This is a genomic window from Paenibacillus sp. LPE1-1-1.1 (assembly GCF_040676435.1).
Classification (GTDB): domain Bacteria; phylum Bacillota; class Bacilli; order Paenibacillales; family Paenibacillaceae; genus Pristimantibacillus.
The window spans coordinates 16,233-41,015 of sequence record NZ_JBEGHY010000001.1; the positions used below are offsets into that span (position 1 = coordinate 16,233).

Consider the following 24,783-nt stretch of genomic DNA (forward strand, 5'->3'; position numbering starts at 1 on the left):
TCAAGAAAAAAGGATGAACATCAATGATTCTACTCATGGGTTACGTACATCTAAATCCGTCTGACGTAAATGAGTTCACTGCAGACGTTCAGGACGTCGTTTCCAGCACGCGAACTGAAACTGGATGCCGCTTTTATGCCTTTACTTTGGAGGATGCACGCGCCGGACGCATGCTGACTGTTCAGCGGTGGGAAGATCAAGAATCGCTGACCGCTCATGTTGAAAGACATGAATCGGCGCCGTTTTTAATGAAGTGGGAAAACAGGATGAGAATGGACATTCAAAAATATGATATCTCAAACGAGCGCTCGTTTATGGAGTAAAAGAGGTCGAGTAGACCGGGGATTCCCCTTTTTCTCACAGAACAGGGCTACTCTTGCAGCATGAGTTAAATGGATCCGCCGCGGCGGATCCTTCTGCTTATATTGATCTAAAGTATCAGCTCGGATCACTGAGCATAACTGCCCGTTAGCTTAACGAAGAAAGGAGCAGCTGCCGCAGCAATCTGCTCCATGATTGTTCAACTATCGTCTCCCGTTAGCGTAAGATTGTTTGGTTACCTTCCCCTTACATCAAGAGAAGGTACTTGCCAGCAACTTGTACAAAATTATTATCTTAAGTGTTCTAGAATTCTTTCAGGTGAAATATTTATTACATCCGTTTCCGTCGCTGTTAGTTTCGTTAATTGCAGGTTCTTTATCTGATAATTATCGAAAATTCCTAAGTCAGTGGGTCTACTCCAAACTTATCCCATAATAAAGGGTACCTTTCCTCTAGGTCTTCTTCCTCCCAATCAAATTCAATATCAATGGGTTCAAATTTATAACCTAGTGCTTCTAATTCATTTAAAAATTCTGTATTAATATCATCGTTATATTCAAAAGATCCTGTTTTTTGATATGTGTACGCATCTGAAGCCGCTGATAAAATCTCTTCCAACTGAGGCGCAAATTCATCTTCTTGTAAATTATCTTCAGTGAAATATTCAGCTAGAAATTCAGGATTATTTACTCCCTGATTGAAAATTTCTTCTCCACGAGAAATAAGCCAGCCTCTGAAGTAATCAAATCCATCGTCTGAACATCCTCCCATTATTACAAAAGCTGCGCCCCATAATGACGATGTATAAGATTGTTTCAACTTATTTCTAAACTCAATTTCGAATTCAATGACCTCTTCTGTTCTTTTCTTTACTAATTCTTGGGTTAACCATTCTACTTGTTCTGCACCGTTCTTTTTTGAATTATCTATCATTTCCCAAAAATATTTATTCGTCATAGGTACTGTTCTCCTTTGGTTTTTATTATTTTCATTGCGGAGATTTCTTTTACCGTGATATTCACGAAGTTCGTAAATACTCCATCCCGAAATGTATTCGAGAAGCGATTGAACTATCCTGCCCGTTAGTTGAACGAAAGGCTGCCAAGCAGCAGCCCTGTCAGTATTGAACTATCGTATCCGTTAGCGGAGTAAAGAATTTTATTTTGCAGAAATCGCCTCTTCCAGCATTCGAATTATCGCATCATAGTCTTCAACAATTGGTGTGAGGCTCTCATCGATGGGATTCGTATAACCATTCTTAATCTCTTCCCGCCAATAGTGTGCGAGCTGAAGCGGTGTCCAATTGTCTCTTACTGCAACTTCGGGGTCCGCCCCTCTTTCTATCAGGAACGCTACAGTGTCTGGCCTGCCTGCCGTTACAGCATTAATCAGTAACGTACTCCCGTACCATTCCGAAGTATAATAGTCGATGTCCATTCCGTACTTCAAAAACAATTCGATTAGGGGGATGGATTCGCCAGCGAAGGCATACCCTTCCGGTCCTAACGGACCGATCATCACGGTTGGGTCGGAGCCTGCTGCTAACAATCGCTCAACCTCCTTCAGATCCTCACTAATTATTGCAGAGAACAACTGATTCTGATTTGCCGAAAGCACCCAGACTACATTGAGCGCACCACCGTAGAGCTCAACGTCGCCGCCGCTTGCATCGCCGACGAATCGAAGTGGTACATAAGTGACATTACCTATCACCGCTGGCGCCAGTGGCATGTTTTTTTTCACTCCATTCACTATTGCGACGCGTGATCCCAGGGTTAACATGATATTATATTCATCATTACTCGCCGTAATCTGTTTTGATTTTGCATTCCACACGACTTTCAAGCCAAGCCTCTCGAAGATTGGGCGAAAAGGAACCATCGTTGCTCCTGCACGCAGAAACGGCGGATCATTCAGCTTAAGCTCTTCGTTGTCGATTACAATTCTATAGCCTGGCCTCGTTAGCTTCTGCGAGGCGGCGACTACGGATACGGCTGGCCCCACAACAATAAATAATAGCAGTATTACGATTACTTTTTTCATTAGACCCTTACCCTTTCCTCGATCGATGAGTCCATAACATCCTTCTGTGATTACGTTTAAAGAAAAGTTCACTGCTATGGCTTTTATATAAGTACTTTACTGATCATTAGCGTAACAAGGCTGCCGATTGATCCCGCGGCAGCCTCATTGAGCTCTTGTTACCCGTTAGTTGAATAATGGTTCGGTTTCAATCCTAAACTGAATCCATTCGATACCTGCAACTTTTGTTTTAGTGGTTAGTCCACTAAATTCCCAAAATCCAGATTTCGAATTGGAAGGACCAGTAACTTGCCATTCATAAGCCAATTTGTGAGCACTTACTAGGGTTGAGAAAACGGCATGAGAAATATCGTCCTTATTTAAGGATGTGCTAAAACCAACATCATATAAAGCCGAATCCTTCCAATAACGTTCACAGGATAAAAGGGCAGCATTCGTCTCACAAACCTCTTCGAATCTTGAGAGTAATCTCCGAGCCTTTTCCTCTGTATTCGCTTTGAAAAACGCATGCCAATGAATGCTTTTATACATTTAGATACCCCAATCATTGAATAAGATGCGATGGTGATTTAACAATTCAGTCTGTTGTCATTGAACTATCGTGTCCCGTTAGTTCAATTCTTTTTTGTAACGAAACCCTTTAGTTTTAAGTAATTGTGAGTTGGGAAATCATAGTTAACCCACTTTTCTTTGTAGCCTTCCTTACCATGTAGACTCAATAATAATTCAAGCGCTTGTACTACTGCCTCTGAAAATTCCGATATCGAACAAGACTCATTTAGTTCAATAACCAGTTGTTTTTTGTTTCGCAAATTCTCAAATGACATAATCTGAACGTTCAATAAATCATCAATCTTTCTGAATTTCCAAACGGTTCCACCAGGTTCTTCATTCCATTCAAATTGTGAATTTGAAACAGGGTATGGACTGAGCTCTGGATTAAGTAAAATCAGAGCCTTTAACATCTCATCAAGAGCATCCGTGATATAACTTGTTGCAAAATAAACGGTATTAGAGTTCATTTCAATGAATCCACTAGCCCAACCTCTTCCGGTAAGTTCATATTTGAACCTCAAAACTCCACCTCGCCTTTAACAAGGAATTCCCTTTCAGTATTTCGGGGTTTCCTCCACGCAATCCAGCCCATTAGCTTAATGAAAACAAGGAGCAGCTTGCGGCGGCAAACTGCTCCTTGTTTCGTTCAACTATCGTTACCCGCTAGTTCAATGAAATCTTCCATTTATGGTGTTCAAAACTCGTCAATCAATGAAATTCCTTTTGTAATCCGCATTCGACTATCTTGCAAAAAATCGCGTGTCCAATCGTCTGGTTGACTTAAATCCCAGCTCCGGTGCATACCGACGAATACGATAATTTCTCGTAATCTTAGAAAGAGCCCAAGCTGTTCCTTCCAGCCGTCAGGCAATTGACGGCCATCCTCTGTATAGCCTTGCTCGAAATGTTTAGTGAAAAGTTCATACTGCATCTTTCGTTCGGACTTCGAATCTTCCCCGAATACATATAACAAGTAATATAGCTGGATGGCAATGTCTTCGATAAACCAACTATACTGGCATTCGTCGAAGTCGAAGAGCGTTATTTCCCCAGATTCATCAACTGTAAAATTCCCAACATTGATATCCCCATGAATTAAACCGAAATTATCAGCAGTAACAGGCAGGCTAGCCAACTGTGATTTAAGTTTATCAAGGGCAAGAAGAATTGGTTGTTGCTCTGACGGTATATAATTTCTGGCCCGTAAGAGGTATTCATTACTCTTCCACGTATGTCTTTTGGCCGTAGGTTTGTACTGCTTAGTAAGAACATGGAGAAGGCCTGTCATGCGTCCGCATTGTTCATAAAGTATGGAATTACCTAGGCATTCTGGGTATCCAATTTTTCTACCGGGTGCATGTCTGAAGGAGGTCACGTAGAAATCAATCATATTACCTTGAATTCGTTCCATGTTCTTTCCATCAATCGACGATATCGAATTTGAGACTGACAAACCATTCTCAGAAAGATAACGAATCCATTCTATTTCAGCTGCAAGTCCGTCCCACGTGCGAAGAGTGCTCGGGGTAAAACGGAGAATGTATTTCAATTCATCGCGATTATAGGAATAAATAAAGTTCTGAAAGCCTCCGATGAAAGTCAGCTCCTTTGGGCTGACGCCAAACAGCGCAGCACCTTCTATGGCATGTTCGTCCAGGAACATTGATTTTATTTTTGGGTCCATGGGTTCTCCTTGGTAATTGAGTCGTGATTGAACAATCGAATGAACTTTTCCCAATCTCCGTTTATTACCTCAATTTAATAAAATGAATGCCTGGTGACATGTGAAAGCCTCACTTTCGAGAAATCTTTATTCCATAGCAATTATACTAATCCAGCTTTTTACACCCGTTCTCTGGTTTTAGTTGGATATTGAATGTACCTATTTCTTTACCATTAACATCATATAGCGGAATTTTTCGAACACTTCCTGGAGCAATACTACGTTGTTTAGACAATGCTTCTTCAGGGCTTTTGGGCATTTCGGTTTCCAAGTCTTTTGCACGTACATATCCGAGAGTGCCATCTACACCAACTGCTTGAACTAAATCTGGCCCTGCATTTGGTGCTGCGTTTTCTCCAGATCCATATGTCTCGCCATTCTTGTTTACCGGGAAACTGGGAGTATGTTCTTGAGTATTGCTTGGATTAATATTGGTTTTAGCATTTGTACTATCGAGAGCCATCGTTCCTACCAACATGCCAGTGACAAAGACAACACCAATGATGACTATTCGTATACCCGTTGAATAAACCCGCATTTCGTTCACTCCCTAATTATTTTGATGTTACTGTCCCCGACAGTTATTAAGTTTCTTTACATTGTGGCTGTGTCACCTTATTGTTACTACCCTATATGAGTGTAGCATCATCGTTACCTTCTCACTTTTCGAATGTAAATGTCTCAACGATATTTTCAAATTCCTCTTTTGATAATGGTGGGATTTGACTACGAAATTCATAAATATGCTCATTGCCGACAAAAATGATATTTCTAAGCTCGGAAATATTAGTAGGTCGGACATATGCTGATTGTATGGCATATTTATAAACCGTAAAATCTCCTTTTGTTTCCTTGGTTACATCCTCCAAAAGTTTATTATCCGCTTCTTCAACTGAGAGTTTTCGCTTGATCTCTGAATCCAACCATTTTTCTACACCCTCTTCAGGGATATCATGTGTTCGAAAAGAGATATGTTTTTCGGTGGCACTTTCTTGCAAAGTACTATCAGTAATTTTATCCCATGATGCAGGATATTGAATAGTCCAGCCATCTTTACTTTGATATTTCAATAACACTGAAGGAACTTCCGTTGGTACCTTGCTTTCAATCGGATGACTCGTTTCTACAGGAGCATTCGTTGGTTTTACTTCCGGTTCGATGTTGTTCATACAAGCCGATAAAAACGTAAGGGTTGCACATATTACAACGATGCTTAATAACGTCTTCATTTCATTCCCCCACTTACAAATTTTATCTTAATTAGACGATGGTGTGAGGTAGTAATTCGTTCACCAGTAATTTGCGCTTTTCTCATGGACTCCCCTCCTAGATTTTACCATATACATTTGACGGAAAAATACCTTGATAAGTTGCACTATACTGCCCATTAGCTCAATGACGCTTTTTTATTCGCAATTTGTCTCTAAATTATTATTATTAGCAATCGAGAAGAAACGACAGCAGCATTTATATGCTTAAATAAAATGGACACAAAAAATATCGAAGGAGTAGTTTAATTATAATGAATGGAACAAATTTTAGTATTGTGGAAGCAGGTTCTTTTGGCGGTCTTATGAATGTGACGAAGGGTCCTTCTGCAGGCAAGTACTTCTTGAAAGACATGCTTGGACTAACTGGCATGGAAGTTTCTCTTAACCAACTGCCGGAGGGAGCCGCGGTCCCTTTCTATCACACACATCGCGAGAATGAGGAGCTATTCCTTTTCATTGGTGGCTGCGGTCAGTTCCAAGTGGATGGACAGATTTTTGAAGTCAAGGAAGGAACAGCAGTCCGCGTAGGGCCTGAAGGCGAACGCACGCTCCGCAATAACGGTACTGGGGATTTGTATTTCATCGTTATTCAAGTAAAAGCAGACAGTCTCCGACAATGGGTGATGACTAATGGCGTCATTCTGGATAAACCAGTGACCTGGCCTGAATAATGATTATAGGTTTGGAAAGCAAAACGAACAAGCTCAAATCGAATTAAGAAAACTTATGCGGTGCCCGTTTGCTGGATACTCGTCCAGAAAAACCAGACATCCTCCGGCAGCCATAGTCGCCCGCAACTGGAATTGCCCAAAACTTGCTGCTAATAGCAAGCGATCAGAAAAAAGTATGTTATCACCCTCAATCCCTCTATTTCACTTAATCAGGTACGAAAACCTGGATTAAAAATAGAATACCACGCTTCTGGAAGAATTAGGATAATTTATTCCGATCATATTTATCAATCCTCCTGATAAATCGCTCTTTTACCAGGGATCGATTACCGATCATGGTGTTGATCTAACCTGCCCGTTTGTTGAGCAAAGGTAACAATTACTTTGGTCGGCTGCCTTTGCTATTGCTTTATGAACAAACGTACCCGTTAGCTTAAGGACCGAGGGTCAATAGCCCCAATGCTTGAATATGTTGTTATCTGATGGATTCGCTTTACTATGAAACACTAATCTCTCTTTTACTTAATTTTTTAAATGCAGAGTAATCCTGATCGGACTTAATAAAACTTAATATTTTTTCGGCACACTCTGTTGGACTCAACTCTTCAGTATTTACTTCAAGGTCATATTCATTAAAAGAATATATTTTGTCGTACTGGGAATTTGCTAGTCCAATCTCTCGATCTCCTCTGATTTGCTCTCTTCTTGTGAGTTCTTCTTTCGAGCATATTACACCTACAAATAATGTAGGATAATCAAAAAGTAAATCAAGATAATCATTAAACCGCTTGTCATTGTCGATTACGGTATCGACGATTACATTCAAACCCATTTCTGAAAACAATTTAATTGTTGCATAGTACACTGAGTTTATGGGATCAAAAACTATTTGTCCGAAATTATCCACTTCTTTTGTAGGTTCAATATCTGGAAATTTATTATTAATAAAATCAAAGTAATTATGAAAAAAATCATCTATGGATAAATGATGAAAAGGAATCTCTTTCTGATTTTTTAGTTCCATAGAAATACTAGTCTTTCCTGAACTTGAAGTTCCGTTTAAAAACACAATAAGTCCTTGCTTCAAACGAATTCACCCTCACATATAAGATTTGCGTATCATTCAGACAACGATATATTCACAACGTTCATTAAATTATCCAGCTGATAAAATATTCGAGAAACGATTAAACTATCCTGCCCGTTAGCTTAATAAGAAGAGCAGGCCATCGTAGCGCCTGCTCTTCTTGTGTGTTATCCAACTATCGTACCCGTCCCTCGGTTTTAAGGGTTTATCTCACATATACTCACTCATTCGCAGGATTTCGTCGCCATAGAATACAGCTGTTGTTCAGAAAGCAAGCTCATTAGACACCGTTGCTCTGGTCTTGGGCATGCAGAAACAGAAGAAGCGTATGGGACATTTCTCCAAGTACAATTCTTCTGCACGCATACTCCACAATTTCCTTGGGGTTCACCATCCCATAGATCTACGGGTCTATGCCCTTACATTCCTTCGTTACACCTAACCAAGGCGTGGAGACCGATAGCGTTTAGCTGACGGGTCTGAGCCCTTATCGGGTACGAACTCGGTCCTCCGTGCTTTCTTTGTGAAATCCTACGAATGAGTCAATATACGTGAACGTTTAATCTGTCTTAAGCAGCTTGAATATATCTCGGGGCAGTTTTTTCAGGAGAGAAAGTCTCTCCACGTCCAACAATGCCGATGATGATTCGTGCCAATTTCCCAATCAGTTTAAATACCGATTGGTGCTTCTTCATTTTTGACTTGAACATTGTTCTTATGCAGCTGCCGGAAAACAGGGTTATTTCCAACGAGTTGGAGCGTAGCCAGATACAGATATTTTCGCAGCGTAGCATCACCTCTTTTAGAAAGCACAATCTGTCCCTTGCGCTTCCCCGAGGTGCTTTCGGCTAGGTTTAAGCCTGCCATACGCAATAATTGACGTCCATGGCCATACTGTCTAAGGTCGCCAGCACCTGATAGAATGGCTGCAATACAGATCGTGCCTAGGCCGATAGATCGAAGCTGATTGGCCATAGGAATTTCGCTGAGTAACACATGTATATCCTTTTCTATTCTTTCTAGTATCTCAACAATCCGTTCGAACTCTTGAAATAGCCGCCCCAAATCCTGCTTTGCTTCATCGAGGGCAGACGTTTCGCCTATACTACTCTTAGCGTGAGCGATGAGCTGCGCAGCTTTCTGTATACCAGTGGAGCATTGTTGGAATTCCCGACGTCCGAGGCCGTACTGAGCGCCGGTGAGCCTCTATAACATATAGGCTTTATTTTAATGTGGTAGCCGTAGCGCGGCTGGTCATTGCCCAAAATAGAAGAGCTAAAGCACTGACTGCGGCCCCAAGTAAGCATACTCCGGCCCAGCCATAGTGTGCATATATTTGGGTAGAAGTAATCGAACCGGTAGCACTGCCGATAGAATAGAAAACCATGTACCCGGCAGTTAGCCGACTACGCGCCTCCGCACGCAATGCGAAGATCATACTTTGATTAGTGACATGCACGGCCTGCACCGCCAAGTCAAGAAGAACAATACCTATGACCAATGCGAACAGCGACTGTTCTATATAGCTGATTAGCAACCATGATATTAACAATAGGATCAAAGCGAGGCCTGTCGTTCTTTGACCGTAACCTCGATCGGCTAGCTTCCCCGCACGTGTTGCAGCTAACGCTCCTGCCACTCCTGCGAGACCAAATGCCCCAATTGCAGTGTGGGAAAGAGATAATGGCGACGCGCTAAGCGGGAGTACTAATGAAGTCCACAAAATACTGAAATCTGCAAAAATCAGTAGAGCCAAAATAGAGCGGATGCGTAATATTCGTTCTTGTGAGAACAACAGAAACACCGACCTAATCAGGTGGGGATAAGACAGTGATTTTACCCCACGTTCAACATTTGGCAATACCCTGAATAATGCACAAACCATAAGAAGCATCAACGCTGCAGAGACCAGATATACGGAACGCCAACCCGCAAGATCTGTTAATATTCCTGAAATGGTTCGCGCAAGAAGTATGCCGATTACAATTCCGCTTGTTATTATACCAACGATACGTCCTCGTTCGGTAGGGGCAGCCATTGTCGCAGCGAATGCTACAAGTGTCTGCGTCACAACGGCAAGCAGTCCCACTAAAGCCATACCTGCGAATAGTACTGTGCTGGAGGAAGCAGTTCCAACTATAACGAGGGCTATCAAGGAGAATGACATCTGACCGATAATCAATCGGCGCTGGTTCAGTAAATCTCCAAGAGGCACCAACAGCAGCAGTCCCAATGCATAAAAAATTTGAGTGATTGTAATGAGAATGCCAATGATTGAATAGTCAATACCAAACTCACTCGATAGATTATCGAGAAGTGGTTGTGCGAAGTAGATATTGGCAACAGACATCCCGCAGACAACCGCAAACAACAGTGTCACATAGCGAGGCATTGAAGAACCATGAACTGAATCTGATCTGATAATCGTTCCCGGTGACGAATTCGCCTTTATACCTGCATTAACTTCTACTTTTGCTTTAGCCTCCTTCATTTTGTACACATCCTATTTTTTTTATTTTTTAATACCGGAAATTATCATACTGTTCAGTACGATATAATTCCCAGTAAATATAACTCTTAGAAATGAATGCTGTCAATAAAAATATTGATTTTACACTATTAATCCCTATATTTGATCTTACCTTGTTAGGATTAACCAACCTACAATTGACACTATTAACGGATAAATATAAAATAATAACATATCATTTAGTACGAAAAAGACGCAAATCGTTTCATATGATCAGAATCATTGCGCTATTAAGAAAAAACCAAGAGTAACGAGAGGTATTGATTATGGGACGAATCCGCGAATTTAACGAAGAAAAAGTATTAGATGCAGCTATGCAACTATTTTGGGAGAAGGGATATGAAGCTACCTCACTAAGCGATTTAACTTCCAGAATGGGAATTCAACGACCCGCTATATACTCAGCTTTTGGAGGCAAAGAAGAATTGTTTGAAGCCGCGCTGCGCAAATACACGATGTTCCATGCTTCTCTTATCCGAACCAGACTTCAAAGCAATCCATCTGTAAAAGAAGCATTTCGCACTTTTTTTGAAGGTGTGGTTGATGAGGAATACACACAAAATACCAGAAAAGGTTGTTTTTGCATCAATACAATGGTCGAACTTGCGCCTCATGATGAAAAATTTGAAATTCTTACAAGAGAGCATCAGATGTACCTATCGGTCATATTTGAAGAAACTATCCAGCGAGGTATACAATCAGGTGAGCTAGAGGCCGATATAGACGCGAAGGCATTATCACAGGCGCTAATCGTATCGTTAATTGGACTAACCGTAATCATGAAATCTCATCCAAAGCGATCATTTGTTGATAATACGATAAAAGTGACACTTGCATTGCTTAAGTGAATCGAAATGTGTTCAGTTTTAACGAATAGATTGAGAAGAAGCCTGCATTTTGCTGCCAACGGCGGGGGCGGAGAGAATAAAAAAGCCGAGCAAATATCAGGATTAATCATGTATCTTTCTTATGAATAAGGTGAATAAAATATTAGAATTCTAATCTCGTCAGACTTCGTAAAAAATAAGTACTAGACTGATCCGAATAAAAGAAACAGCTGCAGCCATGGACAAGAAAATAAAGTCCAAGACTGTCGCTGTTTTATTGATGAGCTATCGTTAACCGTTAGCATAATGAGGCTGCCGATTCAGCCGGCAGCCTCGTCCTGGTAATTATTGAGCTATCGTTTTTTCGTTAGATGAATCGCTTTTTTGCATTTTTATAGTTATCCCATTGAAATATTAGTAGTTCGATATCCAGCTTGAAAAATTAATGCTCGATTCATGTTGGATAGGTGCGACGATTATTTCGAGTAGCACTCACCGTGATGAACCATACCAACTAGGATTCGCACCAGCTCAGTTGGCTTGCTATTGGAATCTCACCGAATACGGTTACGATGTCCTTTTCAATCAGGACTATAATTAAAAGATTGAAAATAAGTGCTAACAAATCAATATCCCTCCTCTAAAGATTTTATTAAACGGAATTGTATCTATCTGAGGCAGTTCAACAATCCTGCGTTAGCTTAATAAAAAGAGCTGGCCACCGCAGCACCTGCTCATCCATGTGTTATTCACCTATCGCTACACGTTAGTTCAATCAAAGATACCATGCTCATCCACGAATAGCGTTGCCTAGAAAAACCGCATCGAGTTTATTTTCCAGTTATCCCCTTGTGGACTTTTCAAGATATAACTCACTAGCAAAGAAATTAAAAGAAAAATGAGCCTATGATTTAATGTATTTTTTCCCATTGCTCTTTTGTTCCAACAAAGAAAGTAAGTCTTTCAGGTATCTTCACTGCTGTTTCACTTGATTCCCCAAAAGATCCAGATGAAGTTCCTAGACCGTGTATCATTGGTACATTTGAAAGCATTTTTGTTAATCCATTAGTTTCAGAATAATAAAAAACCATAGGGCCAGTAACGTTTTTGCTAGAAGTTTTTATTTTTCCGGTGGAATAAACCTCATATACAATATAATTCCCATCTTGCTTTAATTCGGGGGAATTTAGTTGTTCATATATAACTTCAACCAAACCCGTATAATTTTTTAGGCAATATAAATTTATGAGTTTGTTTATCTGTTATATAGAAAGATATAATGCCTGCCCCAAAAACAAGACAAACAGCTATTGTCGCAGCTAATATACCAAGAGTTCTTTTCATATAATCACTTCCTAACATAAAAAATATCACCTTATGAGATAATCTAACCATAATAAACAATAAGCAGACTTAATGTAGCTCCAGTATTAGTAATGTGGCATTGTCATGATTTCTCTCTCATCAAATATTTCTTGCTTTAAGGTTAACAGAAATTTCTTCTTTTGATCAGTTCTAAGTTATGTAGAACCTGACACCCGTTAGGACTTCAGGTCTTTTCTGCAAATATGAATATTTTGTAAGTCGTTAGTGGCATTATCGTAACCTGCCCGTTGCTTAACGCCTGCCAGTACAGATGTACAAAATTTCTTATTTTGTGAAGATGTAAAAGGAAAAAGGAGCTGCCGCGGCAGCTCCTTTTTCGGTTATGGATGTCGAAAGTAGTAAAGTGTATTGTTACACATTATCCTTGAGACGTTTTATGCTTGATCAAGTACTCCCGTTGTCTCTTGAGATGCCATTTGTTTTTGCGCTTTAGTTACTTGATTGCTTTCGTGGTTGAATTCGTTTGATTCACTGTATTCAGCAGGAACTTCTTTGGTCTGATCTACTTTCCCTATAGCTTGCGTCTTAGTCATGTTTATCTCCTTCGCAATCAAAATCCAAAAGGCTCATGAAATGAAAATCATCTTAGTGTGCTACTAAGTTCAGACTTGAGTATCCAAGTCATCCGGGTGCGGAGTCGATTGTTCAAACTCTGGGAATTCCCTCTCCTCTATTTCAGGGATGTCAGGCTGTGGAATTTCACGAATATCATCCATTTTCTTATTCCTCCATATTTACATCTTTTCTGTAACGCTTGGCCTATATATTGTTTGTGAATTTTCCAATTATATACGTACGATCGTACTACGCAAGAGTGATGTGGCTGCCGGCCAAAAAACCGGCTATGATTACATGTTCTTGTCCTAATACGGCTGCGGATATATGTTCTTGTCTTTCGCTTTTGACAAGAACATATATCCGCAAAATGAAAAAGCAGCGCAGCGCGCAGCTCTCTATGCATATATGTTCTTGTCCCCCGACATTCATTGAACTAGCGTTTCCCGACAGCTAATGATGCTGGTACTCAGGACAGTCTGAATTTATCAAGTCATCTAAGGAGCCAATCCTCTGTTCTACTGAATCTACATGATAAAATGTGCATGTGTTTTCGATTTCATTCAGTTCATTTGTTGGTGGGTATAAATAAATTTTACATAAAATTTCATTTCGTTCCCCCATTTCGGCCTTCTAAATATGCAGTTATATATTTGCACATATTGGAAGTACCCTGCCCGTTAGCTTAACAAAGAAAGGGAGCAGCTTCCGCAGCAAACTACTCCATGTTTGTTCAACTATCGTACCCGTTAGCTTAATTCTCTACCCCGTGAGACTCTTCAATCGTACCTGTTTAGCGCAATAGAACCGCCAATAGCTATGTGATAACAAGAATATATCCTATTCAATTCTTCCCTTTCCAGCCAATTGCGTTCCACCAACAATACCTATCTGACCGAACGTATAAATATAATCTGTTTTTTGGACTTCCTTATTGCCTTGGACTGAAACGAAATATTCTTTGCCTTCTTCTATCAGGTTATAAATCCTTGAGTCATCTATCATTACTTTATATTTTGTTTTATTTTTTGTTGTCTCATTGGCATTTGACCCGATAACCCACATTTTAAGGTATTTACCAGGTTCAATAAGGCTATCTTTCTTTTCAATATACATTTCCATAACTATGCTTTGAAAAGATTTCTCTCTCTTTACTTGAAAATAAAAAGTTAGCGATAAAATCAACACCAAGCTAATCACTGAAAAGATAAACAAGTAGATACTTTTTTTCTTGAATAAAATATTCAGGTTTTTCACCACCAGTCGATTAGTCGATTTAAACTAACTGCCCGTAACAGCGGGACTCTTCTAAAGCTACGATACTAGTAATTCCTTATTTACACGTACCGCTTTAGCAACACAACTTGTTGCATTGTCCTGACCGTTAGGTTAATAAAGGCTTCCGATCTTTCTGTTCGGCTGCCTTCGTGTCATTGTTCAGCTATCGTACCCGTTAGTTCAATCATGACTGATGTGAATCTTGTTCATTGCCAAGCCAATCAGGAGTTTAAAATCTCACGTAGTTCTCTCACGCCTTCCGAACAGTGGGCGAGTAAAATACGTCACTATGCATATGCTGAATTTTGTCCCATTTGCCAGGATTGGTCGTGTCTGGACAGCGGTGCTCCAGAATGGCCTGATACAGGGTGGTTTTTTCTTCCAAATGGGCAACGTGCCGTTTGGCTTCTTCGAGCTTAGCGAGCGCCGCTTCTTTATGCTCCATCATGAGTGCGCTGCGTTGCGGAATGGTTGAATCCCCTTCGAGACAGAGATCGACGTACATTTTGATGACTTCAATCGGCATCCCGGATTGCTTGAGGCATTTGACGCCATGCAGCCAGTTGATCGATTCTTCGTCAAACAGCCGTATATTATTCTCATTTCGCTGTACGCTTGGCACCAACCCTTTATCCGTGTAAAAGCGTACAGCGTGCTCGGTGAGTCCCGTTATCAGCGCGGCTTCTTTGACAGTATGCATGTAAAGTCCTCCTTGGAAAATAAATTTTTGAAGATGGCTTGCCTTCGTGTAACACGAAGGCACTAGGCTTATTGTAATGCAAATCAGCCGTAAGCAGAATCCCCGCTGCAGTGCCCGATTCCCGGGATACGGGCCGTTTGCTATTATACATTTGAACACTAGGAGGAATTACAATGCAAACCGTAACATTGAACAATGGTGTAAAAATGCCGATCATCGGCTTTGGTGTCTACCAAGTTCCGGATGTTGAAGAATGCGAGAACGCGGTATATGAAGCGCTGATAGCCGGTTACCGCCTGATCGACACCGCCGCCGGTTATCTGAACGAGGAAGCGGTCGGACGCGCGATAAAGCGCAGCGGTCGGACGCGTGAGGAGCTGTTCATCACGACCAAGCTTTGGGTTCAGGATGCCGGCTACGAGAGTGCCAAGCTGGCGTTTGCTAAATCCATGAAGAAGCTGCAGCTCGACTATCTAGATCTATACCTTATTCACCAGCCGTTTGGCGATTACTACGGCGCTTGGCGTGCCATGGAAGACCTGTACCGTGAAGGCAAGATCAAGGCGATCGGTGTCAGCAACTTCCTGCCCGACCGTCTGATGGATCTCATCGTGCATAACGAAATCGTGCCCGCCGTCAACCAGATCGAAACGCACCCGTTCTACCAGCAGATCGAGAGCGCCGCTTTTATGAAAGAGCAGGGTGTTCAACACCAGTCGTGGGCCTCGTTCGCTGAAGGACTTAACAACATGTTCGGCAACGAAGTGCTGGCCTCGATCGCAGAAAAACACAACAAGTCCGTCGCCCAGGTAGTCCTGCGCTGGCTTGTTCAGCGTGGAGTCGTTGCAATTCCAAAATCGGTGCGCAAAGAGCGGATCGTCGAAAACTTCGACATTTTCGATTTTGAGTTGAGCACGGACGATATCGAACAAATTTCTACTCTCGATACGCGGGAAAGTCTTTTCTTATCGTACCGCGATCCGGAAGTCGCCAAGATGATGGGCAACTGGAGAGTCGATCTGTAAACCTAGATCAAACCGTAAACTCATCACGCGTTTATCCTCATCTATTAAGAAAGGACAGGGCGACGCCCCCGTCCTTTCTTTACTTGAATTGTAAATTCTAAGAATAGCAAAACTGCTGCTACCGGTGCAACGAAATCTATACTCCGGCCAATACAGGTAACACACAGAACCACCGAGACTACATGTCTTTGAGGATTTGAATGACCTTTCTTTTAACTGATTCATCATTCACTTAAATCCTCTCCTCAAGTTCAGTATTCTGCTTTCCGAAAATTGTGTTGACTTTATATACAACTTAACTTTAACACATATTGGAACTATTCTGTCCGTTAGCGTAGCGAAGGGCTGCCACATGGCAGCCCTTCATGGGTTGAACTATCGTGTCCCGTTAGTTTAATCATAAGTGCTTCTTTTTTTTCACTCTCACCTCCATAATGCGGTTTTATTTCAAGTATTCATGGTTAGAAAGCTTATTACTATCGGAATTACTGTATTAAGTTTTATTCGATAAGATGTGCTCTTCGCCCCACTCACTCATTTTATCAAGAAATACAATCATTGATCTTCCGGACGAAGTCATCATATATTCTACTCTTGGTCGAGTTTCAGGATATGATTTCCTTTCAATGATTCCATCACGCTCAAGTTCGCGAAGCTGTTCCGTTAGTATTTTTTTCGAAATAGATGGTAAATGCCGCAGTAATCCACTATAACGCACTGGTTTGTTATTATTATATAAGTATCGATAAATCGGAATTTTCCATCTCCCACTTAACATCGTAAATACAACTTCTACCGGGCATTCATTTAGTTGGACAGGCATTCGCTCACCCCATTTTCATCTATATTATACCCCATATCATAACCCCTATGGTTGGATACTTAAAAGTGCCTTATTGTTCATCATTCATAAACTTCATATAATCACTCGTAGAGAGGAGAGCATGCGTATGAACATTGGAATTCTTGGAGCTGGAAATGTAGGTAAAATTTTAGGGGAGGGATTTGTTAAATCAGGTCATCGTGTTTTAATCAGCAGCCGAGATCCGCATAACTCGAAGCATGTTTCTTGGAAGCAGGAGGTAGGCGAATCTGGAGATATTACATTACTTGATGAAGCCGCTCGGTTTGGCGAGATCATCATTGTAGCACTCCCTTGGTCCTGTTTAAAAGATGTTCTTGCAACGATCGATCCAGTCTATCTAAAAAACAAGACGGTCATTGATGTAAGCAATTCCATACATTTTGAAAACGGTCCACGCTTACTCCTTCACGATACATCGGCAGGGGTAATAGTCCAAAAGTTATTGCCGGAAAGTCATGTTGTTAAAACACTCAATACAATCAGTGACAAAATCATGATCCATCCATATTTTAAAGAAGGTTCGCCAATCATGTTTATGTGCGGAAACAATAATTCATCTAAATATCAGGTAAGAGCTTTGCTTAAAGATATTGGTTGGACAACGGTTGTTGACTTGGGTGACATACGGCAAAGCCTTCTACAAGAATCGATCATGCTTGCATGTGTGATTAGTGAAATTCAATTACATTCTCCAGGTTCAGCATTTGCTTTGTTAAGACACTAAAATATTGATTTCAGAGTACTCTTTATTGGGCTCCGAGATCGTTACGGAGCACCCCCATAATGGGCAAATATTCAACTATCCTACCCGTTAGCTTAGTGAAACATCATCAGTCCAATACTTTTTCTCAATCTAACACTTTATTTTTCGATATATTTATAACATTCATAGGTGCACAATACTCGTAGACAATAAGGCAAAGGATACAAGTTCTTATCCTCCCTCATTTTTGAAAAGCAAAATGTGTAATAGGTGTGCTATTACTTGAAGCTCAGCTGCATGAACGATCACGGTTACCGGTATTTGTACTTGTCGAATGCGACAAATACTAAAAACAGACAAACCGTCAATTAATAAATTGGCGATTTGTCTGTTTAGAAACAATGTGACATATTAAAGCACTCTTTAGTCTAATCATTAATTCATTAATAGCTCACTAATCAATGATTGGCTTGATAGGCATATTCTTCTTCTTTTTGTGCTTTTATTTCTTGTTGAGGCTTGGAATCTAACCACCAATGGTAGCCGTCTCTCGCCAATAACTCATCGGACTCTGCAGGACCGTAAGTACCTGCTGAATAAAGATGAAGCGGCGCAAGGTTTTCTTCAAACGCATGCAAGATGGGTTGAACCCATTTCCAAGACAATTCAACTTCATCCCAATGCGAGAAAAACGTAGCGTCTCCGTGTAAAGCATCGTGAAGCAAATTTTCGTAAGCCTCTGGCACATCATGTGGACTTGTATGGAAGTCAATGTTCATCGGCATGAATTCCTCTTTATGCTGCGGGTTCCTCGTATTCAATTGCAATGTGATGCCTTCGTTAGGGCCAATTTCAAATACTAACAAATTCGGTATTTTATTATCGTCATTTGCCGATGAGTGCTGCTTCAACGGTTCTTTGAACTCGATGACGATTCGCGTTGATTTCTCCTTCATCCTTTTGCCTGTACGGATATAAAAAGGAACGTCACGCCAAAACACATCATCGATCTGCAATCTAGCCGCTATAAAGGTGTCATTCATGGACGTTGTGGCAATGCCTGGCTCGGAAGTATAACCGATAACCGGTTTCTCTTGAATGGTTCCTTCTTTGTACTGGCCGCGGATCACGCTCATTTTAACATTTTCTTTGTCAAGCGGCTCAAGGGACTCCATTACCAGCTTCTTCTTAAAGCGCACGTCTTTGGAGGTGCTGTTCGTAGGAAGGTGAATCGCCACCATCATAAGCAGCTGCAGCATATGGTTTTGAAACATATCCCTGACCGCGCCTACATGATCGTAATAACCTGCTCTTTCTTCAACGCCAACGGTTTCGTTTGCCGTAATTTGCACGTTCGCAATGTAACGGTTTGACCACAAAGCATTAATAACCGGATTCGTCTGCTGTAAAACCCCAAGCTTCTGCACCATCGGTTTTCCTAGATAATGGTCAATCCGAAAAATTTCATCCTCCGTAAAAGCATTGCTCAGCTTATGATTTAACTCCCGTGCGGATTCCAAATCGTGGCCAAAAGGCTTCTCGATAATCAGGCGCTTCCAGCCTTTTGCAGAGCCAAGTCCGCTTTCTTTGATGTTGGAAGCTATCGCTTCAAAAAATTGAGGCCCAACGGATAAATAAAACATCCGATTCGGTGGTAAATTCAGCGCTTCCTCGCGTTGTTCTATCATGTGCAGCAGCTTTTGATAATCTTCTTTATGGCCTACATCCAATACGCTATAACGGAATGCGCTTAGGAATTTTTTGATTAATACAGGATCGCTTGCTTCGCGTCTGGAAAAATGATGGAGGGATTGCTCGACATTTGCTTGAAAAGTTTCATCTGACAATTCCCTTCTTCCAAGACCAATCACAGAAAATGATTGCGGCAGCTTCTGATCGACAAATAAGTTATACAAGGCAGGGTAAATTTTTCTTTTGGCTAAATCTCCTGTCGCTCCAAACAAAACAAATGTTGTTGCCTCCATTTTATTTCTCCCTTCAACATGGCTTCCATTGTGACCACACTAGGAAGTGCCTAAAGCAGCAGCACTATCCCTCCAAATCCCACAAGTAATGTTTTCTTTTTCTTAGTTTCACTATAATACGAAATGCATCTATTCAAGTAATTAATATATTTCACAGGAGCTATAGACCAGATCTATGTTAACGGGCGTGCGTTCCACTTACGTTCGAAACCCGAGCTGGTTGAAGCCTGTCGTTCGATCGGTTACAACTTACGTTGAAAGCAGCTTCAAGGCATAGTCTAACTCAACATCCTGTCCGTTCAAATACTTGGCTTTGACGTTTCCGCATTCAATGGAATTCGAATATCTGGCGTCACTCCGCCTTGCCCGTAACGGTCAACATCACCTTGAATGTTCTTATCCTTATTAAGTGACCTGCCGTCAGGCAGTTGAATCGTATATCCGCCTGGCATGTTCACTAAGATTGGACTGCTAACAACACCAAAAGAACCATTCGTCGGTGTGAATCCAACAATCATTACGTTAGGAAGCCCCTTTAATGCCATGGGCAATCCCTCGCCAGAGCTCACGGTTCTGTTATTGATAAGAATAATGATATCTCCTGCAAAATAAGGCTGTCTAGGCTGAATCGTATAGGTCTCCATCCGGTTGATTTCAAATGCTTGGGTAAACCGATTATAATAGCTGGCATATTCATAAAAACGCTCTTCATTCACAAAATGCCCAGCTATTTCTGTAACGAGTCCATCATCTCCGCCGGGATTGTCTCGCACATCGATAATTAAATGCTTGATCTCTTTTTTCTCAAATTCATGTATTTGATTAACCAATAGAAGTGCTGGTTTAGGGAATTTCTTGGATGGTAAGAAATAATTGATTTTGAAATAACCATACTGACCGTTTATAATCTCGCTAATTATTGGCGGATCTTCTTTGGTCAGCTTTATTTTTGTTTGCTTTAATGTGGCGAATTGATCGTCGACGGCGGTCATGGTTGCTTGAGAATCCTGTTCCCCTGTTATATTCCTATATTCAATAACGATTCTTTTGCCGACAGGAGCTCTAGTCATAAAACGTCCTTGATTGAACTGCCGATCCGCCTCCGTTGTAAATGGATAATCGCTCCATTCGGTTACTAAATACGCCTTCTTTGCGTCCTGGCCATTCCATTTCAAAATTTCGGCTCCAAGCCTTATGCCCGCTTTCTCGGCAGAACCTCCCTTTAAAAGGAATGAAACAAGCACGCTGTCATCATCGAGCTGGATCGTACTCATGCCGAAGCTGCCGCCATTTTCCTTTTTAAAATATACGTTGTCTTCATACAATTGTTCGTTTGTAATTTCAATATGGCGGTCACGGAAAGAAAACAAATAAGCTCTTAAAGTCTTGTAATAGAGCTCTTGGTCCTGCTCGCTATCTGCTTTTTGAAAAATTGGCCCATAGGTCTGTTCAGCTCAGCCCAATTCATATTTTTCCACTCCCCGAAGGGATATTCGTCTTTCATCCTGTCATGTAAGGCGGTAAAAGCTGCAGAATAACTCATTTTTTCATAATGACTGACCGGATTATACCTCATTTCACCTGCCACAAACAGGATAAGCAAATAGGCAGTACTCCTAATAACCTAACGGTTAGCCTAAGGATGATAAATTTTATATTTAACTTACGCGGAGCAGATTTAAACCATCTTTTGAGCGTTAACAAAAACGTTGCTGCTGTTAGAGTATAAATCAAAATGGCCATGTAGGTCATATTGCCTTTAACGATGCTAACTATAGCTGCCGCAACTGCGATGAATGGCATTATTCGGAACCATTTGTGCTCCTTTTTGAAAGGAATAGCAAATAAAATGAGGGTGATGAAATACATAGCCAGCATGACGATCTCTTCCATAGTCAACCATTTAACCGAATCAAAAATGACCATGGGATCCATTTTGAATTCCTCCAATATTTTACAGACTCCCGTTATCATAGCAGGATCAAACTTCTATTCAAATAGACCTTCGCCAAGCTCATTCCAAGACTTTAGACCAGCAAAAAAAGCAGAACCGAACGGATAACTCCCGTTTTGGTTCTGCTTAACTTTGTGGCCGCTTCCCTTCTACATCGTCCCTCCGCCTCTGCGGATTTGTGCGGGAATTTTCTCAGGGCCTTCATTAATATACTCATATATGAAAGTTGCGATTTTCGTCTCGTCGTATTCGGCTAGCTCCATCGTTTTGGTCCATGCGGTGACGACAACCTCTTTGCCGGATGGGATATTCTCATCGGGAACGGCCAAAATGCCGGCTCCCGCTTCTCTAAAGTTAACAAAATATTTGAGCTGCTCAATGATTTGGGCATCCGCGCCGGGACGGTAATGAATGATGATGTCGCCATGCTCTAAATTATGAACGAGCATCTCGTTTGCCGGTTTTTCCGAATAAAAACCAAATTTCAAATCATGAGGACTGTGCGTGCCTGATGTAGGAATTTTCATTTCATAAGAAACCGGGTCATCCGAATGCTCCGCTCCGTAATTCTTATCCTCGGTCACCTCAATTGCCGCCTTTAGATTCAAGGTGTCCACATCGTATTCCTTGCCAAGATCCTTAGCAAAGTGTACGATGACGACGATAATAGAAACGCTCAAAAGCAGATGCGCCGCCATTCGCATTTTTTTCGTTTTTTGCTTTAGCGCTGCTTTTTGCTCCTTCTTTAACTTGCTCGTATTTTCCTTATTCCATTTGTTAGCATACCAATAGCCGAGCAACGCCATGATCAAAATAACCGCTGCGGTATAAAGTAAAAAGTAAGAAGAACCCGATTGCTGATGTAATCCCACATGTTCATTCATAAAATCTTCCACACGCTCCTGGCACTACGCATTGTAGTGTATATTGGTAAAAAAACTATGTGATCGCTAATACAATCATGCCCATAAACAAGAGCAAAACATGTATAGAGATCACAATAGAAATCATTCCTAAACGAACAGGTATCATTTGATTAGGATCAACGAGCTGCTGCAATCGGTAATTAACCACCCCATCGGAAAAATAGACTAATACCGGTGTAGGATGATCACTGAATCCTTTTTTGATAAGCTTTAGCAACGCGCTTCCTAGACCAAGCTCTGAGCCCGTTTTCTGAACGGCATATTCGTCTGCAAGCAGTTCGCTTATAAGCTTATAATTCCGGTAAGTCCATTTCGTAACGGGAATGAACCAAAGCGATTGCGAGATTAACTGCAGCAGGAATATTTTGAGCGAGTCATAATTAGACTGATGGAAAGCTTCATGCGCGATTACCGCCTCCAGCTCTTCCCGGTCGAGCATCTCAATTAATCCGCTTGACAGCACGACTAACGGCCTTCTAAATCCAACCGTAAACGCCATTGCCCGGTTGTGATCGATAACGATAATATTTTGATTGAGCGGCTGAAATTCTTGGATGATATTCGCCGTCAGAATGATATTTCTGAGCGACATCAGCCTCGTTTTAAAACGTCTTGAAAGCACATATTGCTGGGTAATCTTAAGGCATGTAATTAAAATGGCATATGCGATTAAAGAATTTAGAAACGTAATGACTAAGAAATAGTAAAAGGAGTTTTCTTTAAACAAGCTGATGCAAAATTTAAAAAAATTCACTTTTACGTTTACGCCGAACAAGAGATGGGCCAAATACATTCCCATCTGGCTCCAAACCAAAATCGCGATAAAAAAACTGACAGCCATTATGGTAGCGGACTTCCGCTGCCATCTCATAACGGCTTGTCCTTCTTCAATTGCTGGATTTTTTGTTCGAGTTTATCAAGCAAAGATTGATCGACATCCTTGAGCGCATCAATCATATGATTAATGACCACGCCGCCAAACTCATCCATTAGGTTTTCAGTTAATCGCTTCGATTGCTGCTCTATAAATGTTTCCTTCGATTCGACGGGACGAAACAGCGATAATCTTCCCTTTAATCTTTTTTGCAAAATGCCTTTTTCTAATAATCGGTTCATGACGGTCATGACCGTATTAAAATTAATTTGCTTCTCCTTCTCCAATCGAAGCTGAACTTCCTTAATGCTCAGCTCTTCTGCTTCCCATAGAATGTCCATAATTTTGGCTTCCAGGGAACCGAAAAATCGATTTAAGCCGACTTCGCCGTATTTAAAATTTTTGATATCCATGGACTTCCACCCTTCACTACATATTATAGTGCAGTCAAAATCCCATTTCAAGAGAGAAGATATGGTGCGCTGCAGTCCGCAAGTATGAAATGTTCGTTTGCTGCTCACCCTATACTTGCTGGAGGTGATTAAAGTGACAGGAAGAAACAATAAACCCGACAATGATGGTCCAGCATCAAGTCCCTCCCGGCTCGAACAATTTGGCGACAAAATGAGCCGGGATGACGAATCGATTCCTAAGAAATCGAAAAATAATAAGAGCTGCTAACATGCAGCAAGGGCAGCCCTTGTAAGGAGCTGCCCTTTCAAATTATTTTAAATCAGAACATTTGTTCTCGTTGGTAAAAAAGGGCATTTTGCTATAATTCACGGTATACCATAAGCAATTTCGTAAAATTGTGCCCCATTAAGAAGCAATCCGCTCTAGTTATGTAATTTTTAACAAAAATAGAAAATCAAAAGGTTTTTTCATTGTGCATCTACGTAGAACATATGTTCTCATCACGGGATTTCGGTCATTTTTTGGTTAAAAATAGCATGATTATCTCCATTTTATAACGAATAGATCCGAATTTTTCAGTCCCAAGGATGCTTAACCGTCAAAAAGCCGGCGAATTTTTTGCTCTCGTCTCTTCTTATCTTCCGCATCTCCGCACGGTGCGGCGCTGTTTCGAACAGCTTAAGCTCTTCCTCCGTTTCCGGAACGACAAGCGGTACCGGAACAGGCTTGCGATTCTCGTCAAGCGCAACAAAAGTTAAAAAGGACGTTGCTGCCACCTTACGCTCCCCGCTGAGCAAATCTTCTTTTATTACCTTAACAAACACTTCTACCGAAGTACGCCCCGTCCAGGTAACGAATGATTCCAAACAAACCGAATCCGACGGCCGAATAGGATGCAAGAAATCCACCGAGTCCGTGGATGCCGTTACGACGGATCGCCGGCAATGCTTGGTTGCTGCAATCGATGCTATATCATCGATATAAGCCATCAATTTACCGCCAAACAACGTATTATGATTATTTACGTCTGGAGGGAAAACCCTTGCTGTTTTGTAGCATTTTGATTCGCGTGAAAATCTTTTTTCCATCG

At 41.2% G+C, this 24,783-nt stretch carries 29 protein-coding genes; 6 read left to right on the forward strand and 23 right to left on the reverse strand.

Annotated features, from left to right (window positions below):
• Nucleotides 1-23 precede the first annotated feature (23 nt).
• Nucleotides 24-323 (forward strand): putative quinol monooxygenase, encoded by a 300-nt coding sequence (locus MRBLPE1_RS00090; protein ID WP_364139972.1) that lies wholly within the window; start codon nt 24-26, stop codon nt 321-323.
• Between the two features lie 397 nt (nt 324-720).
• Here the strand turns inward: MRBLPE1_RS00090 and MRBLPE1_RS00095 are convergent, their stop codons facing one another.
• The 7 genes from MRBLPE1_RS00095 to MRBLPE1_RS00125 form a co-directional block, all read right to left on the reverse strand.
• Complete coding sequence (locus tag MRBLPE1_RS00095; protein WP_364139975.1) at nt 721-1,278, reverse strand: DUF4240 domain-containing protein; 558 nt, start codon at nt 1,276-1,278, stop codon at nt 721-723.
• Between the two features lie 201 nt (nt 1,279-1,479).
• Nucleotides 1,480-2,364, reverse strand: a complete 885-nt coding sequence (locus tag MRBLPE1_RS00100) for a stalk domain-containing protein (RefSeq protein ID WP_364139978.1) — start codon at nt 2,362-2,364, stop codon at nt 1,480-1,482.
• A gap of 165 nt (nt 2,365-2,529) precedes the next feature.
• Entirely contained in the window at nt 2,530-2,895 is a 366-nt protein-coding gene (locus MRBLPE1_RS00105) for a hypothetical protein (protein WP_364139981.1), read from the reverse strand.
• An 83-nt stretch (nt 2,896-2,978) separates the two neighbouring features.
• Nucleotides 2,979-3,440: a hypothetical protein gene (locus MRBLPE1_RS00110; RefSeq protein WP_364139984.1), complete on the reverse strand. Its 462-nt coding sequence runs from the start codon at nt 3,438-3,440 to the stop codon at nt 2,979-2,981.
• Between the two features lie 173 nt (nt 3,441-3,613).
• On the reverse strand, nt 3,614-4,603 hold the full coding sequence (locus MRBLPE1_RS00115; protein WP_364139987.1) for a phosphotransferase enzyme family protein: 990 nt from the start codon (nt 4,601-4,603) through the stop codon (nt 3,614-3,616).
• A 145-nt stretch (nt 4,604-4,748) separates the two neighbouring features.
• Nucleotides 4,749-5,180 carry a peptidase M56 BlaR1 gene (locus MRBLPE1_RS00120; protein ID WP_364139989.1) on the reverse strand — a complete coding sequence of 144 codons (432 nt, stop codon included), beginning with the start codon at nt 5,178-5,180 and terminating at the stop codon, nt 4,749-4,751.
• Nucleotides 5,181-5,301: 121 nt separating this feature from the next.
• Nucleotides 5,302-5,871: a hypothetical protein gene (locus MRBLPE1_RS00125; RefSeq protein ID WP_364139992.1), complete on the reverse strand. Its 570-nt coding sequence runs from the start codon at nt 5,869-5,871 to the stop codon at nt 5,302-5,304.
• A 293-nt stretch (nt 5,872-6,164) separates the two neighbouring features.
• Here MRBLPE1_RS00125 and MRBLPE1_RS00130 point away from each other — a divergent pair, with 293 nt between their 5' ends.
• Nucleotides 6,165-6,584, forward strand: coding sequence for a cupin domain-containing protein (locus MRBLPE1_RS00130; protein WP_364139995.1), 420 nt, complete (start codon nt 6,165-6,167; stop codon nt 6,582-6,584).
• A 496-nt stretch (nt 6,585-7,080) separates the two neighbouring features.
• On the opposite strand, the gene MRBLPE1_RS00135 is transcribed toward MRBLPE1_RS00130, so the two are convergent.
• The 3 genes from MRBLPE1_RS00135 to MRBLPE1_RS00145 all read right to left on the reverse strand — a co-directional run bounded on the left by MRBLPE1_RS00135 (nt 7,081) and on the right by MRBLPE1_RS00145 (nt 10,063).
• Nucleotides 7,081-7,671 carry a chloramphenicol phosphotransferase CPT family protein gene (locus MRBLPE1_RS00135; protein ID WP_364139998.1) on the reverse strand — a complete coding sequence of 197 codons (591 nt, stop codon included), beginning with the start codon at nt 7,669-7,671 and terminating at the stop codon, nt 7,081-7,083.
• A 669-nt stretch (nt 7,672-8,340) separates the two neighbouring features.
• Nucleotides 8,341-8,667, reverse strand: coding sequence for an IS110 family transposase (locus MRBLPE1_RS00140; RefSeq protein WP_364140000.1), 327 nt, complete (start codon nt 8,665-8,667; stop codon nt 8,341-8,343).
• Nucleotides 8,668-8,893: 226 nt separating this feature from the next.
• Nucleotides 8,894-10,063 carry an MFS transporter gene (locus tag MRBLPE1_RS00145; RefSeq protein WP_364144390.1) on the reverse strand — a complete coding sequence of 390 codons (1,170 nt, stop codon included), beginning with the start codon at nt 10,061-10,063 and terminating at the stop codon, nt 8,894-8,896.
• A gap of 404 nt (nt 10,064-10,467) precedes the next feature.
• On the opposite strand from MRBLPE1_RS00145, the gene MRBLPE1_RS00150 reads away from it, so the two are divergent.
• A complete protein-coding gene (locus MRBLPE1_RS00150; RefSeq protein ID WP_364140002.1) occupies nt 10,468-11,049 on the forward strand; it encodes a TetR/AcrR family transcriptional regulator in 582 nt (193 codons plus the stop codon).
• 890 nt (nt 11,050-11,939) lie between these two features.
• On the opposite strand, the gene MRBLPE1_RS00155 is transcribed toward MRBLPE1_RS00150, so the two are convergent.
• From MRBLPE1_RS00155 to MRBLPE1_RS00175, 5 genes are all read right to left on the reverse strand, one after another.
• The gene (locus MRBLPE1_RS00155; protein WP_364140004.1) at nt 11,940-12,242 is read right to left on the reverse strand and encodes a DUF6843 domain-containing protein; all 303 of its coding nucleotides are present in this window, start codon (nt 12,240-12,242) and stop codon (nt 11,940-11,942) included.
• The gene (locus MRBLPE1_RS00160; protein WP_364140006.1) at nt 12,235-12,390 is read right to left on the reverse strand and encodes a hypothetical protein; all 156 of its coding nucleotides are present in this window, start codon (nt 12,388-12,390) and stop codon (nt 12,235-12,237) included. Before MRBLPE1_RS00160 ends, MRBLPE1_RS00155 begins: the two co-directional genes overlap by 8 nt.
• 398 nt (nt 12,391-12,788) lie before the next feature.
• Complete coding sequence (locus tag MRBLPE1_RS00165) at nt 12,789-12,947, reverse strand: hypothetical protein (RefSeq protein WP_364140008.1); 159 nt, start codon at nt 12,945-12,947, stop codon at nt 12,789-12,791.
• Between the two features lie 862 nt (nt 12,948-13,809).
• Nucleotides 13,810-14,085 carry a hypothetical protein gene (locus MRBLPE1_RS00170; protein ID WP_364140011.1) on the reverse strand — a complete coding sequence of 92 codons (276 nt, stop codon included), beginning with the start codon at nt 14,083-14,085 and terminating at the stop codon, nt 13,810-13,812.
• 412 nt (nt 14,086-14,497) lie between these two features.
• The gene (locus MRBLPE1_RS00175; protein ID WP_364140014.1) at nt 14,498-14,947 is read right to left on the reverse strand and encodes a MerR family transcriptional regulator; all 450 of its coding nucleotides are present in this window, start codon (nt 14,945-14,947) and stop codon (nt 14,498-14,500) included.
• Nucleotides 14,948-15,120: 173 nt separating this feature from the next.
• On the opposite strand from MRBLPE1_RS00175, the gene MRBLPE1_RS00180 reads away from it, so the two are divergent.
• A complete protein-coding gene (locus MRBLPE1_RS00180; protein ID WP_364140016.1) occupies nt 15,121-15,972 on the forward strand; it encodes an aldo/keto reductase in 852 nt (283 codons plus the stop codon).
• Nucleotides 15,973-16,465: 493 nt separating this feature from the next.
• On the opposite strand, the gene MRBLPE1_RS00185 is transcribed toward MRBLPE1_RS00180, so the two are convergent.
• Complete coding sequence (locus MRBLPE1_RS00185) at nt 16,466-16,795, reverse strand: winged helix-turn-helix transcriptional regulator (RefSeq protein WP_364140019.1); 330 nt, start codon at nt 16,793-16,795, stop codon at nt 16,466-16,468.
• A 127-nt stretch (nt 16,796-16,922) separates the two neighbouring features.
• On the opposite strand from MRBLPE1_RS00185, the gene MRBLPE1_RS00190 reads away from it, so the two are divergent.
• A complete protein-coding gene (locus MRBLPE1_RS00190; RefSeq protein WP_414698819.1) occupies nt 16,923-17,561 on the forward strand; it encodes an NADPH-dependent F420 reductase in 639 nt (212 codons plus the stop codon).
• 437 nt (nt 17,562-17,998) lie between these two features.
• On the opposite strand, the gene zwf is transcribed toward MRBLPE1_RS00190, so the two are convergent.
• From zwf to MRBLPE1_RS00220, 6 genes are all read right to left on the reverse strand, one after another.
• Entirely contained in the window at nt 17,999-19,525 is a 1,527-nt protein-coding gene (gene zwf / locus MRBLPE1_RS00195; protein ID WP_364140024.1) for a glucose-6-phosphate dehydrogenase, read from the reverse strand.
• A 299-nt stretch (nt 19,526-19,824) separates the two neighbouring features.
• Nucleotides 19,825-20,895: a S41 family peptidase gene (locus MRBLPE1_RS00200; protein ID WP_364140027.1), complete on the reverse strand. Its 1,071-nt coding sequence runs from the start codon at nt 20,893-20,895 to the stop codon at nt 19,825-19,827.
• A gap of 202 nt (nt 20,896-21,097) precedes the next feature.
• Nucleotides 21,098-21,460: a hypothetical protein gene (locus tag MRBLPE1_RS00205; protein WP_364140029.1), complete on the reverse strand. Its 363-nt coding sequence runs from the start codon at nt 21,458-21,460 to the stop codon at nt 21,098-21,100.
• Between the two features lie 168 nt (nt 21,461-21,628).
• Nucleotides 21,629-22,363 carry a DUF3105 domain-containing protein gene (locus MRBLPE1_RS00210; protein WP_364140032.1) on the reverse strand — a complete coding sequence of 245 codons (735 nt, stop codon included), beginning with the start codon at nt 22,361-22,363 and terminating at the stop codon, nt 21,629-21,631.
• 55 nt (nt 22,364-22,418) lie between these two features.
• Nucleotides 22,419-23,276: a M56 family metallopeptidase gene (locus tag MRBLPE1_RS00215; RefSeq protein WP_364140035.1), complete on the reverse strand. Its 858-nt coding sequence runs from the start codon at nt 23,274-23,276 to the stop codon at nt 22,419-22,421.
• Nucleotides 23,273-23,692, reverse strand: coding sequence for a BlaI/MecI/CopY family transcriptional regulator (locus MRBLPE1_RS00220; RefSeq protein ID WP_364140038.1), 420 nt, complete (start codon nt 23,690-23,692; stop codon nt 23,273-23,275). Before MRBLPE1_RS00220 ends, MRBLPE1_RS00215 begins: the two co-directional genes overlap by 4 nt.
• A gap of 133 nt (nt 23,693-23,825) precedes the next feature.
• Here MRBLPE1_RS00220 and MRBLPE1_RS00225 point away from each other — a divergent pair, with 133 nt between their 5' ends.
• Complete coding sequence (locus MRBLPE1_RS00225) at nt 23,826-23,960, forward strand: hypothetical protein (protein ID WP_364140041.1); 135 nt, start codon at nt 23,826-23,828, stop codon at nt 23,958-23,960.
• 308 nt (nt 23,961-24,268) lie between these two features.
• Here the strand turns inward: MRBLPE1_RS00225 and MRBLPE1_RS00230 are convergent, their stop codons facing one another.
• The gene (locus tag MRBLPE1_RS00230) at nt 24,269-24,781 is read right to left on the reverse strand and encodes an acyl-CoA thioesterase (protein WP_308996502.1); all 513 of its coding nucleotides are present in this window, start codon (nt 24,779-24,781) and stop codon (nt 24,269-24,271) included.
• Nucleotides 24,782-24,783: the final 2 nt, after the last annotated feature.